Annotated in this window: 17 protein-coding genes; 10 read left to right on the top strand and 7 right to left on the bottom strand. The window is 59.8% G+C overall.

Annotated elements, in window-relative coordinates; genetic code table 11:
• Positions 1-99 precede the first annotated feature (99 nt).
• Positions 100-504: a hypothetical protein gene (locus tag C3F38_RS16500; RefSeq protein WP_047730530.1), complete on the top strand. Its 405-nt coding sequence runs from the start codon at positions 100-102 to the stop codon at positions 502-504.
• A complete protein-coding gene (locus C3F38_RS16495; protein ID WP_055316773.1) occupies positions 501-2,462 on the top strand; it encodes an FKBP-type peptidyl-prolyl cis-trans isomerase N-terminal domain-containing protein in 1,962 nt (653 codons plus the stop codon). Before C3F38_RS16500 ends, C3F38_RS16495 begins: the two co-directional genes overlap by 4 nt.
• 36 nt (positions 2,463-2,498) lie before the next feature.
• Here C3F38_RS16495 and cmoB read toward each other — a convergent pair whose 3' ends face one another.
• The 5 genes from cmoB to C3F38_RS16470 form a co-directional block, all read right to left on the bottom strand.
• The gene (gene cmoB, locus C3F38_RS16490) at positions 2,499-3,470 is read right to left on the bottom strand and encodes a tRNA 5-methoxyuridine(34)/uridine 5-oxyacetic acid(34) synthase CmoB (RefSeq protein ID WP_038877118.1); all 972 of its coding nucleotides are present in this window, start codon (positions 3,468-3,470) and stop codon (positions 2,499-2,501) included.
• The gene (cmoA, locus tag C3F38_RS16485; protein WP_038877120.1) at positions 3,467-4,210 is read right to left on the bottom strand and encodes a carboxy-S-adenosyl-L-methionine synthase CmoA; all 744 of its coding nucleotides are present in this window, start codon (positions 4,208-4,210) and stop codon (positions 3,467-3,469) included. Before cmoA ends, cmoB begins: the two co-directional genes overlap by 4 nt.
• 102 nt (positions 4,211-4,312) lie before the next feature.
• On the bottom strand, positions 4,313-4,708 hold the full coding sequence (locus C3F38_RS16480; protein WP_004932387.1) for an MAPEG family protein: 396 nt from the start codon (positions 4,706-4,708) through the stop codon (positions 4,313-4,315).
• A 102-nt stretch (positions 4,709-4,810) separates the two neighbouring features.
• Entirely contained in the window at positions 4,811-5,626 is an 816-nt protein-coding gene (locus C3F38_RS16475) for a DUF72 domain-containing protein (RefSeq protein ID WP_100247399.1), read from the bottom strand.
• A 47-nt stretch (positions 5,627-5,673) separates the two neighbouring features.
• Complete coding sequence (locus tag C3F38_RS16470) at positions 5,674-6,252, bottom strand: hydrolase (RefSeq protein WP_038877352.1); 579 nt, start codon at positions 6,250-6,252, stop codon at positions 5,674-5,676.
• A gap of 215 nt (positions 6,253-6,467) precedes the next feature.
• On the opposite strand from C3F38_RS16470, the gene C3F38_RS16465 reads away from it, so the two are divergent.
• From C3F38_RS16465 to ruvB, 7 genes are all read left to right on the top strand, one after another.
• Positions 6,468-6,698, top strand: coding sequence for a zinc ribbon domain-containing protein (locus C3F38_RS16465; protein WP_320204121.1), 231 nt, complete (start codon positions 6,468-6,470; stop codon positions 6,696-6,698).
• 74 nt (positions 6,699-6,772) lie between these two features.
• On the top strand, positions 6,773-8,557 hold the full coding sequence (gene aspS / locus C3F38_RS16460; RefSeq protein WP_038877125.1) for an aspartate--tRNA ligase: 1,785 nt from the start codon (positions 6,773-6,775) through the stop codon (positions 8,555-8,557).
• Positions 8,557-9,003 carry a dihydroneopterin triphosphate diphosphatase gene (nudB, locus tag C3F38_RS16455; protein WP_055316770.1) on the top strand — a complete coding sequence of 149 codons (447 nt, stop codon included), beginning with the start codon at positions 8,557-8,559 and terminating at the stop codon, positions 9,001-9,003. The genes aspS and nudB overlap by 1 nt, the downstream gene beginning before the upstream one ends.
• 20 nt (positions 9,004-9,023) lie before the next feature.
• Entirely contained in the window at positions 9,024-9,767 is a 744-nt protein-coding gene (locus tag C3F38_RS16450; protein WP_033647638.1) for a YebC/PmpR family DNA-binding transcriptional regulator, read from the top strand.
• Positions 9,768-9,824: 57 nt separating this feature from the next.
• On the top strand, positions 9,825-10,346 hold the full coding sequence (gene ruvC, locus C3F38_RS16445; RefSeq protein ID WP_004932367.1) for a crossover junction endodeoxyribonuclease RuvC: 522 nt from the start codon (positions 9,825-9,827) through the stop codon (positions 10,344-10,346).
• A gap of 112 nt (positions 10,347-10,458) precedes the next feature.
• Entirely contained in the window at positions 10,459-11,073 is a 615-nt protein-coding gene (gene ruvA, locus C3F38_RS16440; RefSeq protein WP_038877128.1) for a Holliday junction branch migration protein RuvA, read from the top strand.
• 19 nt (positions 11,074-11,092) lie between these two features.
• On the top strand, positions 11,093-12,097 hold the full coding sequence (gene ruvB / locus C3F38_RS16435) for a Holliday junction branch migration DNA helicase RuvB (protein WP_038877130.1): 1,005 nt from the start codon (positions 11,093-11,095) through the stop codon (positions 12,095-12,097).
• Between the two features lie 60 nt (positions 12,098-12,157).
• Here ruvB and znuB read toward each other — a convergent pair whose 3' ends face one another.
• Both znuB and znuC read right to left on the bottom strand, forming a co-directional pair.
• Positions 12,158-12,943, bottom strand: a complete 786-nt coding sequence (znuB, locus tag C3F38_RS16430) for a zinc ABC transporter permease subunit ZnuB (RefSeq protein WP_038877132.1) — start codon at positions 12,941-12,943, stop codon at positions 12,158-12,160.
• Positions 12,940-13,698, bottom strand: a complete 759-nt coding sequence (gene znuC, locus C3F38_RS16425) for a zinc ABC transporter ATP-binding protein ZnuC (protein WP_004932357.1) — start codon at positions 13,696-13,698, stop codon at positions 12,940-12,942. Before znuC ends, znuB begins: the two co-directional genes overlap by 4 nt.
• Before the next feature lie 78 nt (positions 13,699-13,776).
• On the opposite strand from znuC, the gene znuA reads away from it, so the two are divergent.
• Positions 13,777-14,721 carry a zinc ABC transporter substrate-binding protein ZnuA gene (gene znuA, locus C3F38_RS16420; RefSeq protein WP_038877353.1) on the top strand — a complete coding sequence of 315 codons (945 nt, stop codon included), beginning with the start codon at positions 13,777-13,779 and terminating at the stop codon, positions 14,719-14,721.
• Positions 14,722-14,734: the final 13 nt, after the last annotated feature.

Genomic DNA, 14,734 nt, shown 5'->3' with positions numbered 1-14,734 from the left:
GCCTGCCTTATGGCCGGAACATCACAGCATCAATTGAGGAGAGCCGTCGGCGCAGCCGCAGGGCGCGTTAACGGCGGACTAAACAAGGAGATAACGATAATGACCCGAACGGCACACTGTTTGAGCGCGGCGCTTTTACTGACGTTGGCCCTGAGCGGCTGCCAGACCGCCAAGCGACCTGTTTCTACATTAAGCCAGCCCCCCAGCGCAGAAGAAATTGCGGAACAAGACAAACGGCAGCGTGAGGCCGAGCGCATGCAGCAGTGCCAGCGCGAGTTGGATGCCATGCGCGGCATGGATAACGAAAAATACCAAAAATTCAAACGTGAATTCGATACCTTGATGGGCGGCGCCGCGCAGTATGCCGGGGTACGCCAGCGGGTCAACACGGGCACGCAGGAAACCGTCGATGCCCTGTATCGTTATCGCACCAGCCGTCTTTGCGCGGACATCAGTTCTGCCATGATGACCGGCCTGGCTGAACGCGGAGAACGCGCCCAATGACCCCTCGTGCAAGAAAGGCATTACTGAGCCTGATGATACCGCTGGCGTTTGCGCCCGTGGTGGCCGGGGCGGATGACGATGTGCCGGCATTATTGCAGTTTGCCGAGCGTTACCAGCGCCAGGACGCGCCGGCAGCCGAGACCGTGGTTACCCCATCCCAGGAAAGCCAAAAGCCGGCGTCCCGGCCGGTTCAAACTCGTGAAACGAGCTCACAGCGAAAGCAACTGGCGCAGTTGCAAAAGACGCTGCGCGAGAAAGAGACTCGCTTGGAGCAACAGCAAGCCGCTCTTCAATCCCTGCAGCAGGAGCTGACCGCGTTGCGGGTTGCGTCGTCCCTGACCGCTGCCGATAAACCGACGCCGGCGCCTGATTTGAGCGTGTTGAGCGACTTCGCCAGCGGCGTAAGACAGGCGCTGAACCTGACGCCGCAGGAGCGCAAGGCTCAGGCGCAGATCGCCGAAGCGCAGGCGGCGTTAGCGCGGCAAAAGCAGCAAACCGAGGAGCGCGACCGGCGCATTGCCTTGCTGGAACAACGGCTGGCGGCGTTGCCTGAGCAGGCGGATAAGGCTTGGCAGGAGAAACTGGCGGCGGCCAAGACCACCAACGATAAAGCTCGCCAGCGTTATGAGCAGGATAAAAAAGCGGCCGCCGCTGAGCTGGAACAGCAGAAGGCCGAGGCTGCCAGGCTGACGGGCGAACTTCAGCAGCAGCTGGCGCAGCTGCAGAAAGAGCGTGATGGTCAACGCCAACAGGCCGAGCAACAAGAGAAAAGCCTGAAGACGGCGCTGGAACAGCAGAAGGCCGAAGCCGCCAAGGCGATAGGCGAACTTCAGCAGCAACTGGCGCAGCGGCAAAAAGAGCAGGATGTCCAACGCCTACAGGCAGAGCAGCAAGAGAAAAGCCTGAAGACGGCGCTGGCGCAGCAAAAGGCCGAAGCCGCCAAGGCGACGGGTGAACTGCAGCAGCAACTGGCGCAGCTGCAGAAAGAGCGTGATGGCCAACGCCAACAGGCAGAGCGGCAAGAGAAAAGCCTGAAGACGGCGCTGGAACAGCAGAAGGCTGAAACCGCCAAGGCGACAGGTGAACTGCAGCAGCAACTGGCGCAGCTGCAGGAAAAAAACAAGACGCAAACCGAACAGGCTAAGGCGCTGGAACAACGCCTGGTAACGGCAACGACAGAAAGCGCGCAGGCTGTGCAGCAGCGAGATAAAGCGACGCAGCAGGCGGATAAAACGGCAACGGAGCTGGCGGCCGCCCATCAGGCGCAGCAAGCCTTGCGTGAGGAACTGGACGGGCTGAGATCGCGGGCCAAATGGCTGCCGGATACGCAGTCGCTCAAGAAAAAACCGGAGCAACAGAGCTATGCTGCCGGTGTCGCTTTGGGGCGCGATATTCAAACGATGCTGGCGGAGCGTAAAAATTGGGGCATCAATCCCGATAAGATCGTGCTGCTGGCGGGCGTGATCGATACCTTCAACGGCCATTACCAACTGAGTGATGCGCAGTTGACCCGCGCGCTGGCGGAGTCGGAAAAAGCGGTGAACGATGCCAGAAACCAGGCGGCTAAGGTGCAGACCAGCAAGGGAGAGGCCTTCGTCACCGAGTTCAAAAAGAAGAAGGGCACGCAGAAGTCGCCTTCCGGTTTCTGGTATCGCATCGATTATACGGGTGATGAAACCATTAAGGAAAACGCGCGGGTGGACATCGTGGTGAAGGAAAGTTTAACCGATGGCAGCGTGATTCAGGATATGGATCGCAGTGGGAAGGTGATGTCACAGCCGCTCTCCGCCTATCCGCCGTTGTTCCGCGAGGCAATCGGCCATCTGAAAAACCATGGCTCGCTGACGATGGTGGTGCCGCCGGCGTTGGCGTATGGAGAAACGGGCTATGCGCCGCAGATCCCGCCGAACGCGACCATGGTGTATGAGCTGCGGATTGTCGATGTCGACAACGGGTAAATTCGGGCCGGCGCAGGCCGGCCCGATATGCGAACGCTAGGGTTTTTTGGCGGTCAGCACGGCGCGCAGGGGTGCCGGATAGCCTTCGATCGTTTTGCTGCGATCGTTCGGATCGAGAAATTCGGCCAGCGACTCGCTGGTCATCCAGTCGGTGCGGCGCTGCTCGTCGAGGCTGGTGACGCACATATCGGCGATCTTCACGTCGACGAAGCCGCACTTCTCCAGCCAGCATTTCAGCGCCTCGGCGGAAGGGATAAAATACACGTTGCGCATCTGCGCGTAACGATCGCCCGGCACCAGCACCTGGTGGCGATCGCCTTCCACCACCAGCGTTTCCAGCACCAGTTCACCTTCAGCCACCAGCTGATTTTTCAGCTGATAGAGATGATCGAGCGGCGAGCGGCGGTGATACAGTACCCCCATCGAGAACACGGTGTCGAATGCCGCCAAATCCGGCAACTGCTCGATGCCGAGCGGCAGCAGGTGGGCACGCTGATCGCCGCCCAGCAGTTTGCGCACGGCTTCAAATTGACACAGGAACAGCTGCATCGGATCGATACCCACGGCGAAGTGTGCGCCGGCGCCGATCATGCGCCACAGGTGATAGCCGCTGCCACAGCCGACGTCGAGAATGGTGCGGCCGGCCAGCGGAGAAATGTGCGGCAGCACGCGATCCCATTTCCAATCGGAATGCCATTCTGTATCGATATCGATGCCATACAGCGAGAACGGCCCTTTACGCCATGGCATCAGGGTGCGCAGCATTTTCTCGATGCCCTCGAGCTGGCCCGGCGACAGGGCGGGCTCCATCTCGGCGCGTACGCCGTGCAGCAGATCGAGGCGGGTGGGGGTCAGCGTCGGCAAATGTTCGACCGAGTTGAACCACTGTTTGAATTTGCCGTGCAGCGATTCGCGTTGCCAGGCGCTGAGCTGCGCAGGCAGAGTGTCCAGCCAATGGCTGAGGGGGCTTTTGGCAATGTGCTGATAGAAGTCACCGAACTCGATCATTGCGCATCCCCCGCTTTCAGGGCGATCAGCGAACCGAAGTTGAAGCATTGGAACCACACTTCGGCATGCTCGAACCCGGCTTGATGCAGGCGCGCCTTGTGCGCCTCTACCGAGTCGGTCAGCATCACGTTTTCCAGCATGCTGCGTTTTTGGCTGATCTCCAGCTCGCTGTACCCATTGGCGCGTTTGAAATCGTGATGCATGTTGAACAGCAGTTCGCCGACTTCGGCGTCTTCAAAGCTGAACTTTTCCGACAGCACCAGTGCGCCGCCCGGGCGCAGGCCGCGATAAATTTTCTCCAGCAGGCGCAGGCGATCGGCCGGTTCGAGGAACTGCAGCGTAAAGTTCAGCACCACCATCGAGGCGTTCTCGATGTCGATGTCGCGAATGTCGGCTTCGATGACGCTGACCGGCGTCTCGGCGCGGAAGGCATCGATATGGCGGCGGCAACGTTCTACCATCGCCGGTGAATTGTCGACGGCGACAATATTGCAGCCGGGCACCTTGATATTCCGCCGCATCGACAGCGTCGCCGCGCCCAGCGAGCAGCCCAGGTCATACACCCGGCTGTCGGGTTGCACAAAGCGTTCGGCCAGCATGCCGATCATCGAGATGATGTTGGAATAGCCGGGAACGGAGCGTTGGATCATGTCCGGGAACACTTCGGCAACGCGTTCGTCGAAGGTCCAGTCGCCCAATTTGGCGATGGGGGCGGAGAAAAGGGTATCGCGGTTTGGCATAGCGGCAAATCAGTTCAGAATTCGAAGCTGCGTAGTCTAACAGAAAAGCGCAAAAAAGCGGAGCGGAAGCAGGCGGCGCGGCCGCCTGATGATAAAACGGGATCAATGCAGGCTAAAAATCAGATCCCAGGGCAGATAGAAGATATTTGCCAGAACCATCAACAGCAAAGAGATATAGGTCGCGGCCATGCCTGAACGGCGCCAGCGAACCTCGCGGTTGCGCAAACCGTAGTAATGCACCAGCCGCCCGGCCATCAGCATCAGGCCGCAGAGGTGAATCATCCAGATTTCCGCGCCGTTCATCTCCATGATCACCAGCAATACGGCAGCGATCGGAATGTATTCAACGGCGTTGCCATGCACGCGGATGGCGGTCTGCAATTCGTAGAAACCGCCGTCTCCGTAGGCTACGCGGTACTGCATCCTTAATCTGACTACGTCATAAGAGAGTTTGATCAACAACAATGCGCCGAGCACCACATAAAGCGCGCTTACCATTTTTAACTCCGTTCCCTAACCAAAACTGGCAGCCAGCATCATAGCCGTCATTGTATTCACTGTCGCGGGGAAATATTTGATGTTATTGGTCAGATTAATAGGTCAAAACAGTGCATCCTGTTCCGGCCAGTCCGGTGGCGCAGGCAAATTGGGGATCGCCAGGCGTAGCTGCTGCCAAATTTTTTGCGCCTGCTGGGGCGAATCGCCGTTGTCCGGCGTATGAATAAACAGATAAGGCTGATGCTGTTGCTGCCACAGCGGCAGTTTTTGCTGCCAGGCTTCGAACCAGCGCAGGTTGTCGGCCAGCTGATCGCCGCCGATAAAGCGCACCAGAGGCTGGTCGGCGGTGACCAGTGCATGCACCGGCAGCTTCGGTTTTTTCTGCTGCGCATCACGCACGGCGGCGGTATGGGGGGCGGCGTGATGCACCGGGCGGCTGTCGAGGATCACCCGATTGATGCCGCGCTGGTGCAACCCCTGATTCAGCGCACGCTCTGCGTCGCCCTTGGCGAAAAACGCCGGATGACGCACTTCAACGCCGTAGGTGAATTCCTTCGGCAGGCTTTCGAAGAATTGCCACATGCGCGCCAGCTCGTCAGGGCCGAAGGCGGCGGGCAGCTGCAGCCACAGTTGGCCGATGCGCTGATGCACCGGGCTCAGGCAGTGGTAAAACGCCTGCAGCTCGGCGGCGCAGTTACGCAGGGCAGCCTTGTGGCTGATGTCCGACGGGAATTTGAAGCAGAAGCGAAAATCGTCGCCGGTCATGTCGCGCCAGCGCTGCACGATTTCCACCTTCGGCAGCGCGTAGAAGGTGGTGTTACCTTCCACGCAGTTGAAGTAGCGGCTGTAATCCGCCAAGTCTCGCAGCCCGATGCGGTTCCAGGCCGCATGTTGCCACTGCGGCAATCCGATGTAGATCACGGCGTCGACTTCCTTTACTTAGATCATCAGGCTACAACTTAACGTTACCGCTCGAGCGCGGCAAGAATTTCGCCGGTGTCGCGCACCCGTGCCAGACGTGGGAAGATGTGTTCGAAAGCAAAGCGGTGCATTTCCGCGTTCTGTGCGCTGCAGACGTCTTCGGCGATCACCAGTTCATAGCCGTGTTCCCAGGCGGCGCGAGCGGTGGACTCTACGCCAATATTGGTGGAGATGCCGCCCAGCACCACGGATTTGATGCTGCGGCGGCGCAGCTGTAAATCCAGATCGGTGCCGTAGAAGGCGCCCCATTGGCGTTTGGTGACCAGAATATCGCTGTCATTGACCGCCAGCGGTGCGGGGAACTCCCACCAACTGGCCGGCAAGCCGCAGGTGGGCGCGGGAGCCGGTTTGTCCACCGGCTGTTTCAGCGCTTCGGCGAAGGTGTCGGACCAGCCGACGCGCACCAGCAGCACCGGCGCGCCCAGCAGACGAAAACGCGCGGCCAGCAGGGCGGCGTTCGCCACCACCTGGTCGGCGCTGTGCGGGCCGCCGGCGTAGGGCAGAATGCCGTTTTGCAAATCGATCAGCACCAGGGCGGTGGTTTGGGCGTCAAGTTTCAGCATGGATTTCATCTCGTTGCGAAGTGGATAAAAGATGTTCGGCGCGCCAGGCGAGCAGCGTACGGCGCAAAACCGGGGGAGAATCAGGCTACGTGAAAAAACTGTCGCAGGTTAATGGGAAATTTGTTAATCGATGTGTTGATTCGAACAAAAACGCGCCATTTAGTGCAGTAACAATGCTGTGTTCGCACTTATCGGGCGGATGAATTTCCTTTATAATGACTCCCTTTTTTCAACACTCTTTAATCCAACGACCTATGCCGATTTATGAATATGCATGTGGTGCTTGCAACCATCGGTTAGAGAAATTGCAAAAATTTTCCGATGCGCCGCTGGCAGACTGCCCGGCGTGTGGGCAGCCCGCGTTGACCAAGTTGATCTCGTCCTCCGGTTTCCAGCTTAAGGGTACCGGCTGGTATGCGACGGATTTTAAACCGGGTAACAAGTAGAATTTATCAGATAACAGCCGCGCGACAGGGGCGCAGTAGCCCGGCGCGGCATCGGCTGTGTAAAAGGATAGCGTATGCGTACTGAATATTGCGGGCAGTTGAATCTGTCCCACGTGGGCCAGGAAGTCACTCTGTGTGGTTGGGTCAATCGTCGTCGCGATCTCGGCGGCCTGATCTTTATTGATATGCGCGACCGCGAAGGCATCGTGCAGGTGTTCTTCGATCCGGACCAGAAAGTGGCGTTCGACAAGGCCTACGACCTGCGCAATGAGTTCTGCATCCAGATCGTCGGCACCGTGCGTGCGCGTCCGGACAGCCAGATCAATAAAGATATGGCCACCGGCGAAGTGGAAGTGTTCGCCCACGCGCTGGAAATCATCAACCGCTCCGAGCCGTTGCCGCTGGACTCCAACCAGGTCAACAGCGAAGAAGCGCGCCTGAAATACCGCTACCTGGATCTGCGTCGCCCGGAAATGGCCGAGCGTCTGAAGACCCGCGCCAAAATCACCAGCTTCGTTCGCCGCTTCATGGACAGCCACGGCTTCCTCGATATCGAAACGCCGATGCTGACCAAGGCGACGCCGGAAGGCGCCCGCGATTACCTGGTGCCGAGCCGCGTGCACAAGGGCAAATTCTACGCGCTGCCGCAGTCCCCGCAGCTGTTCAAACAGCTGCTGATGATGTCCGGCTTCGATCGTTACTACCAGATCGTCAAATGCTTCCGTGACGAAGACCTGCGTGCGGACCGTCAGCCTGAATTCACCCAGATCGACGTCGAAACCTCCTTCATGACCGCCGATCAGGTGCGTGAAGTGATGGAGAAACTGGCGCGCGAACTGTGGCTGGACGTGAAGGGCGTGGATCTGGGCGATTTCCCGGTCATGACTTTCGCCGAAGCGATGCGTCGCTTTGGCTCCGACAAGCCGGACCTGCGTAACCCGCTGGAGCTGGTGGACGTGGCTGACCTGGTCAAAGACGTCGAGTTTAAAGTCTTCTCCGGCCCGGCCAACGACGCTAAAGGCCGCGTGGCGGCGATCCGCGTACCGGGCGGCGCACAGCTGACCCGCAAGCAGATCGACGAGTACGGCGCTTTCGTCAACATCTACGGCGCCAAAGGCCTGGCGTGGCTGAAAGTCAACGACCGCGCCGCCGGCATGGAAGGCGTGCAGAGCCCGATCGCCAAATTCCTCAGCGCGGACGTGCTGGAAGCGATCCTGGCGCGCACCGATGCGCAGACCGGCGATATCCTGTTCTTCGGCGCCGACAGCTTCAAGATTGTCACCGATGCGATGGGCGCGCTGCGTCTGAAGCTGGGTCGCGATCTGGCGCTGACGCAACTCGACAGCTGGGCACCGCTGTGGGTGGTTGACTTCCCGATGTTCGAAGAAGACGAAGAGGGCGGCCTGGCGGCCATGCACCACCCGTTCACCTCGCCGCGCGACATGAGCCCGGAAGAGCTGGCGGCAGCGCCGGTCAACGCCATCGCCAACGCCTATGACATGGTGATCAACGGTTACGAAGTGGGCGGCGGTTCGGTGCGTATCCACCGCAGCGAAATGCAGCAGACGGTGTTCAGCATTCTGGGCATTAACGAACACGAACAGCGCGAGAAGTTCGGCTTCCTGCTGGACGCGTTGAAGTACGGTACGCCGCCGCACGCCGGCCTGGCTTTCGGCCTGGATCGTCTGGTGATGCTGTTGACCGGCACCGACAACATCCGCGACGTCATCGCCTTCCCGAAAACCACCGCGGCGGCCTGTCTGATGACCGACGCACCGAGCTTCGCCAACCCGGCGTCGCTGCAGGAGCTGGCTATCAGCGTGGTAAAGAAAGCCGGTGCGGAACAAGAGAGCGAGTGATGAGTTACAAGCGCCCTGAATCTGTCCTGGTAGTGATTTACGCGAAATCCAGTGGTCGGGTGCTGATGTTACAGCGGCGCGACGATACCGAGTTCTGGCAGTCGGTCACCGGCAGCCTGGAACAGGATGAGTCGCCGCCGCATGCCGCGCAGCGTGAAGTCATGGAAGAAGTCGGCATCGATATCGAAGCAGAGCACCTGCCGTTGTTCGATTGCCAGCGCTGCGTGGAGTTTGAACTCTTTGTCCATTTGCGACATCGCTATGCGCCGGGAACCACGCGCAATAAAGAGCACTGGTTCTGTCTGGCGTTGCCCGAGGAGCGCGATCCGGTGATTACCGAACATCACGCTTACCAATGGCTTGAGGCGGCCGAGGCCGTGAAGTTAACCAAGTCATGGAGCAATCAGCAGGCGATTGAAGAGTTCGTGATCAATTCAGTCCAGTAGTTTTTTTCGGAGATTTTTTTATGGCAGGTCATAGTAAGTGGGCCAACACAAAGCACCGTAAAGCGGCGCAGGACGCCAAGCGCGGTAAAATTTTCACCAAGATTATTCGTGAGCTGGTCACGGCCGCCAAGCTGGGCGGCGGCGATCCGGATTCCAACCCGCGTCTGCGCGCGGCGATGGACAAGGCGCTGTCGAACAACATGACGCGCGACACCATGAACCGTGCCATTGCGCGCGGGGTGGGCGGCGATGATGATACCAATATGGAAACCATCATCTATGAAGGTTACGGTCCTGGCGGCACCGCCGTCATGATCGAATGCCTGAGCGACAACCGCAATCGCACCGTGGCGGAAGTGCGCCACGCCTTCACCAAATGCGGCGGCAACCTCGGCACCGACGGTTCCGTGGCTTACCTGTTCACCAAGAAGGGCGTGATCACCTACGCACCGGGCCTGGATGAAGACACCGTGATGGAAGCGGCGCTGGAAGCCGGTGCGGAAGACATCGTGACCTATGACGATGGCGCCATCGACGTGTTCACCGCCTGGGAAAGCCTGGGCGCGGTGAAAGACGCGCTGACCGCGGCGGGCTTCGAAGCCGAAGCGGCGGAAGTGTCGATGATCCCATCGACCAAGGCCGACATGGACGCGGAAACCGCGCCTAAGCTGTTGCGCCTGATCGATATGCTGGAAGACTGCGACGACGTGCAGGAAGTTTACCATAACGGTGAAATCTCCGACGAAGTGGCGGCGACGCTGTAATCCGGTAAAACGGGCGCCGCCGTTCGGCGGCGCCGTGCATGCAAGGTGGATGTAGATATGGCGATCATACTCGGTATCGATCCCGGCTCACGCGTCACCGGCTATGGCCTTATCCGCCAGCAGGGGCGTCAGTTGAGCTATATCGCCAGCGGCTGCATTCGCACGGTGGTGGACGACATGCCGACGCGGCTGAAGCTGATTTACGCCGGCGTCAGTGAGATCATCACCCAGTTTCAGCCCGATTTCTTCGCCATCGAACAGGTGTTTATGGCCAAGAACCCGGATTCGGCGCTCAAGCTCGGCCAGGCGCGCGGCGTCGCGATCGTGGCGGCGGTGAATCAGAATCTGGAAGTGTTCGAGTATGCGGCGCGGCAGGTCAAACAGACCGTGGTCGGCACCGGCGCGGCCGAAAAGGCGCAGGTACAGCACATGGTGCGCTCGCTGCTCAAACTCTCGGCCAACCCTCAGGCGGACGCCGCCGATGCCCTGGCCATCGCCATCACCCACTGCCACCTCAGCCAGAACGTGCTGCGGATGAGCGAAGGGCGGTTGAACCTGGCGCGCGGGCGTTTGCGCTGACGCAAAGCGATGATTGCTCAGGCTGGATATTCATCCAGCCTTTTTTATGTTATAAGCTTTACCAGCAACGGCATGGCAGGGCGCCATGCCCGGTCATTCTGCAGGAGGGTAAATGATAGGTCGTCTCAGAGGAAATATTCTGGAAAAGCAGCCGCCGCTGGTGTTACTGGAGGCGAACGGCGTGGGCTATGAGGTACACATGCCGATGACCTGCTTTTACGAGCTGCCGGAACTGGGGCAAGAGGCCATCGTGTTTACCCACTTCGTGGTGCGTGAAGACGCGCAGCTGCTGTACGGTTTCAACGACAAGCAGGAGCGCGCGCTGTTCCGCGAGCTGATCAAGGTCAACGGCGTCGGGCCTAAGCTGGCGCTGGCGATCCTGTCGGGCATGTCCGCGCAGCAGTTCGTCAGCGCGGTAGAGCGCGAAGAGATCACTGCACTGGTCAAGCTGCCGGGCGTGGGCAAAAAAACCGCCGAGCGCCTGGTGGTCGAGATGAAAGACCGTTTCAAAGGGCTTAACGGCGACCTGTTCAACAGCAGCAGCGAGATCAGCCTGCCGTCCGCCGCCGACAAAGCGCCGGATGTGGACGCGGAAGCCGAGGCCGTTTCGGCGCTGGTGGCGCTGGGCTATAAGCCGCAGGAAGCCAGCCGCATGGTCAGCAAGATTGCCAAGCCGGGCGCCGACTGCGAAACCCTGATCCGCGACGCGCTGCGCGCCGCCCTGTAAGGCCGAAAAGGGGTAGATAATGATTGAAGCCGATCGCCTGATTTCCGCCGAACCGATCAACGAAGAAGAGATCCTCGATCGCGCCATTCGTCCCAAGCTGCTGACCGAATACGTCGGCCAGCCGCACGTGCGCGAGCAGATGGAGATCTTCATTCAGGCGGCCAAGCAGCGCGGCGACGCGCTCGACCATTTACTGATCTTTGGCCCGCCAGGGTTGGGGAAAACCACCCTGGCCAACATCGTGGCCAACGAAATGGGCGTGAATTTGCGCACCACTTCCGGCCCGGTGCTGGAGAAGGCGGGCGATTTGGCGGCGATGCTGACCAACCTCGAACCGCATGACGTCTTGTTCATCGACGAAATCCACCGTTTGTCACCGGTGGTGGAAGAAGTGCTGTATCCGGCGATGGAAGACTACCAGCTGGATATCATGATCGGTGAAGGGCCGGCGGCGCGTTCGATTAAGCTCGATCTGCCGCCGTTCACGCTGGTGGGCGCTACCACCCGCGCCGGCTCGCTGACCTCGCCGCTGCGCGATCGCTTCGGCATTGTCCAGCGGCTGGAGTTTTATCAGGTGGCGGATTTGCAGCACATCGTCTCGCGCAGCGCCGGGTGCCTGGGGTTGGAACTGTCCGACGAGGGGGCCCATGAAGTGGCGCGCCGGGCGCGGGGGACGCCACGTATTGCCAACCGTCTGTTGCGCCGGGTGCGCGACTTCGCCGAAGTGCGCGCCAACGGGGTGATCAGCGGTTCGGTGGCGGCGCAGGCGCTCGATATGCTCAACGTCGATGCCGAAGGCTTCGACTATATGGATCGCAAACTGCTGCTGGCGATTATCGACAAGTTTACCGGCGGCCCGGTCGGGCTGGACAACCTGGCGGCGGCGATCGGCGAAGAGCGCGAAACCATCGAGGACGTGATCGAGCCGTTCCTGATCCAGCAGGGCTTTATCCAGCGCACGCCGCGCGGCCGCTTGGCGACGCAGCATGCCTACCGGCACTTCGGGCTCGAGCGCGAAGCATAAGTTTTCCACCCGTCATAAAAAAGGGCCGCATCTGCGGCCCTTGTCATATCCCGGTTTTAATCAGGCCTGCTGTTTTTTGAACAGGCTCAGCGTGAACAGCACGGCTGCGCAGAGCACCACCGAAGGGCCGGCCGGCGTATCGTAAAACGCCGAGAAGGTTAGGCCGCCGGTGACGGCCACCATACCGAGCAGCACCGCGACGCCGGCCATCTGTTCCGGCGTGCGCGCGAAGCGGCGAGCGGTGGCGGCCGGAATGATCAGCAGTGAGGTGATGATCAGCGCACCGACGAATTTCATCGCCAGACCGATGGTCAAGGCGGTGACCAGCATCAACACGGTGCGTGCGCGCACCAGGTTAACGCCGTCGACGTGCGCCAGCTCCGGGCTGATGGTCATCGACAGCAGATCGCGCCACTGCCACCACAGCACCAGCAGCACCACGGCGACGCCGCCGGCGATCATCAGGATATCGCTCAGCGTGACCGACAGCAGATCGCCGAACAGGTAGGCCATCAGATCGACCCGCACGTTAGACATCAACGCCACCACCACCAGCCCGAGCGACAGGGCGCTGTGGGCCAGAATGCCGAGCAGGGTATCCACTGAAAGCTGCGGGCGGCGTTCCAGCCACACCAGGGCCAAAGCCAGCAGCAGCGTAATGGCGATCACCGCATAGAAGGGATTGATGTCCAGCAGCAGGCCAAAGGCGACGCCCAGCAGCGAGGCGTGCGCCAGGGTATCGCCAAAGTAGGACATGCGGCGCCAGACCACGAAGGAACCCAGCGGCCCGGCGGCGCCAGCCAACAGCACGCCGGCCAGCCAGCCGGGAAGTAACAGTTCAATCATGCTTCGCGGCTCCCGGTTTTCTTCAAAACAATTCTTCCCTGCAGATCGTGACGGTGGTTGTGATGGTGGCGATACACCGCCAGTTGCTCTGCGCCGCGGTTGCCGAACATGGCGATGAATTCGGGATGCATCGACACCACCTCCGGTGCCCCGGAGCAGCAGATGTGCTGATTAAGGCACAAGACCTCGTCGGTTTTCGCCATCACCAGATGCAGATCGTGCGAGACCATCAGCACGGCGCAGCCCAGCTCTTTACGCAGCTGATCGATGAGATCGTACAGCGCCAGCTGGCCGTTGACGTCCACCCCTTGCGTGGGTTCGTCCAGCACCAGCAGCTGCGGTTTGTTCAGCAGCGCTCGCGCCAGCAGCACGCGTTGGTTTTCTCCCCCGGAGAGCTTTTGCATCGGCTGGTCGAGCAGGTGAGCGGCGTGCACGCGCTTGAGCGCCGGCAAAATGTCGGCTTTCTTTACGCCGGGCTTGAGACGCATAAAGCGGCTGACGGTCAGCGGCAGGGTGGCGTCGAGGTGCAGCTTTTGCGGCACGTAGCCAATGCGCAGATCGGGCTCACGCTCCAGCGTGCCGGCGGTCGGTTTGACCAATCCCAGCACCACGCGCACCAGCGTAGACTTGCCCGCGCCGTTCGGACCCAGCAGCGTGAGAATACGGCCGGGTTGCAGGCTGAGGGAAATGTTCGACAGCACCTTGCGGCTGCCGAAGGCGACGGAGATATTTTTTAGCGTTATCAGTGTAGACATCTCGAGATTACAGGTTGCAGAACGAAGCGAATGTTATAATATCACGCCTTGTTGATGAAAACGATGGGATTACTGATGATGGCAAAGAAAAATAAATGGCTGCAGCGCACGCTGCTGGCCAGCGCACTGTTGATGGCCGGCCCGCTGAGCAGCGCTTCCGCTGCGGTGGTGACCTCGATTCGTCCGCTAGGCTTTATCGCATCGGCCATCGCCGACGGCGTGACGCCGACCGAGGTGTTGCTGCCGGACGGCGCTTCACCGCACGATTTTGCGCTGCGTCCTTCCGATATTCAGCGTTTGCGCTCTGCGGACCTGGTGCTGTGGGTCGGGCCGGATATGGAGGCGTTCCTGAACAAGGCGCTGGTGCCGATCTCGGCAACCCGCAAGCTGGCCATCAGCGAACTGCCGGCGGTGAAGCCGTTGCTGATGAAAGGCGAAGATGACGACGATCATGAACATGCAGGCGAAGCGCATAACCATGCCGATGACGATCATGGGCATCATCACGGCGAGTACAATATGCACGTTTGGCTGTCGCCGGAGATAGCAAAAGTGACCGCGATCGCGATTCACGACAGATTGTTGGAACTTATGCCGCAAAATAAGGACAAATTAGACGCAAACCTGCGCCAGTTCGAGAATCTGCTGACGCAAACTGACAAAAATGTTGGTAACATGCTTACGCCTGTGCAAGGTAAGGGTTATTTTGTTTTTCATGATGCTTACGGCTACTTTGAGAAACACTACGGTTTGAGTCCGCTGGGCCATTTCACCGTCAATCCCGAAATTCAGCCTGGAGCACAGCGCCTACACCAAATTCGAACACAGTTGGTTGAGCAGAAAGCGGTATGCGTTTTTGCTGAGCCACAATTCAGGCCGGCCGTAATCAATGCCGTCGCCAAGGGTACCAAAGTGCGTTCCGGAACGCTGGACCCGCTGGGCATCGGCATCGCGCTGGGGAAGGACAGCTACGGGAAATTCCTGACTCAGCTGTCAAACCAGTACGTGAGCTGCCTGAAGTAAAGCTTATGAGGAT

Source organism: Serratia sp. SSNIH1 (assembly GCF_002935055.1).
Classification (GTDB): Bacteria; Pseudomonadota; Gammaproteobacteria; order Enterobacterales; family Enterobacteriaceae; genus Serratia; species Serratia nevei.
This window is presented reverse-complemented; position numbering and strand designations above follow the sequence as displayed.

Coding starts and splice junctions, on each gene's coding strand:
- C3F38_RS16500 (WP_047730530.1), top strand. CDS start 100: ATGACCCGAACGGCACACTGTTTGAGCGCGGCGCTTTTACTGACGTTG.
- C3F38_RS16495 (WP_055316773.1), top strand. CDS start 501: ATGACCCCTCGTGCAAGAAAGGCATTACTGAGCCTGATGATACCGCTG.
- cmoB (WP_038877118.1), bottom strand. CDS start 3,470: ATGATCGAGTTCGGTGACTTCTATCAGCACATTGCCAAAAGCCCCCTC.
- cmoA (WP_038877120.1), bottom strand. CDS start 4,210: ATGCCAAACCGCGATACCCTTTTCTCCGCCCCCATCGCCAAATTGGGC.
- C3F38_RS16480 (WP_004932387.1), bottom strand. CDS start 4,708: ATGGTAAGCGCGCTTTATGTGGTGCTCGGCGCATTGTTGTTGATCAAA.
- C3F38_RS16470 (WP_038877352.1), bottom strand. CDS start 6,252: ATGCTGAAACTTGACGCCCAAACCACCGCCCTGGTGCTGATCGATTTG.
- C3F38_RS16465 (WP_320204121.1), top strand. CDS start 6,468: ATGACTCCCTTTTTTCAACACTCTTTAATCCAACGACCTATGCCGATT.
- aspS (WP_038877125.1), top strand. CDS start 6,773: ATGCGTACTGAATATTGCGGGCAGTTGAATCTGTCCCACGTGGGCCAG.
- nudB (WP_055316770.1), top strand. CDS start 8,557: ATGAGTTACAAGCGCCCTGAATCTGTCCTGGTAGTGATTTACGCGAAA.
- C3F38_RS16450 (WP_033647638.1), top strand. CDS start 9,024: ATGGCAGGTCATAGTAAGTGGGCCAACACAAAGCACCGTAAAGCGGCG.
- ruvC (WP_004932367.1), top strand. CDS start 9,825: ATGGCGATCATACTCGGTATCGATCCCGGCTCACGCGTCACCGGCTAT.
- ruvA (WP_038877128.1), top strand. CDS start 10,459: ATGATAGGTCGTCTCAGAGGAAATATTCTGGAAAAGCAGCCGCCGCTG.
- ruvB (WP_038877130.1), top strand. CDS start 11,093: ATGATTGAAGCCGATCGCCTGATTTCCGCCGAACCGATCAACGAAGAA.
- znuB (WP_038877132.1), bottom strand. CDS start 12,943: ATGATTGAACTGTTACTTCCCGGCTGGCTGGCCGGCGTGCTGTTGGCT.
- znuC (WP_004932357.1), bottom strand. CDS start 13,698: ATGTCTACACTGATAACGCTAAAAAATATCTCCGTCGCCTTCGGCAGC.
- znuA (WP_038877353.1), top strand. CDS start 13,777: ATGGCAAAGAAAAATAAATGGCTGCAGCGCACGCTGCTGGCCAGCGCA.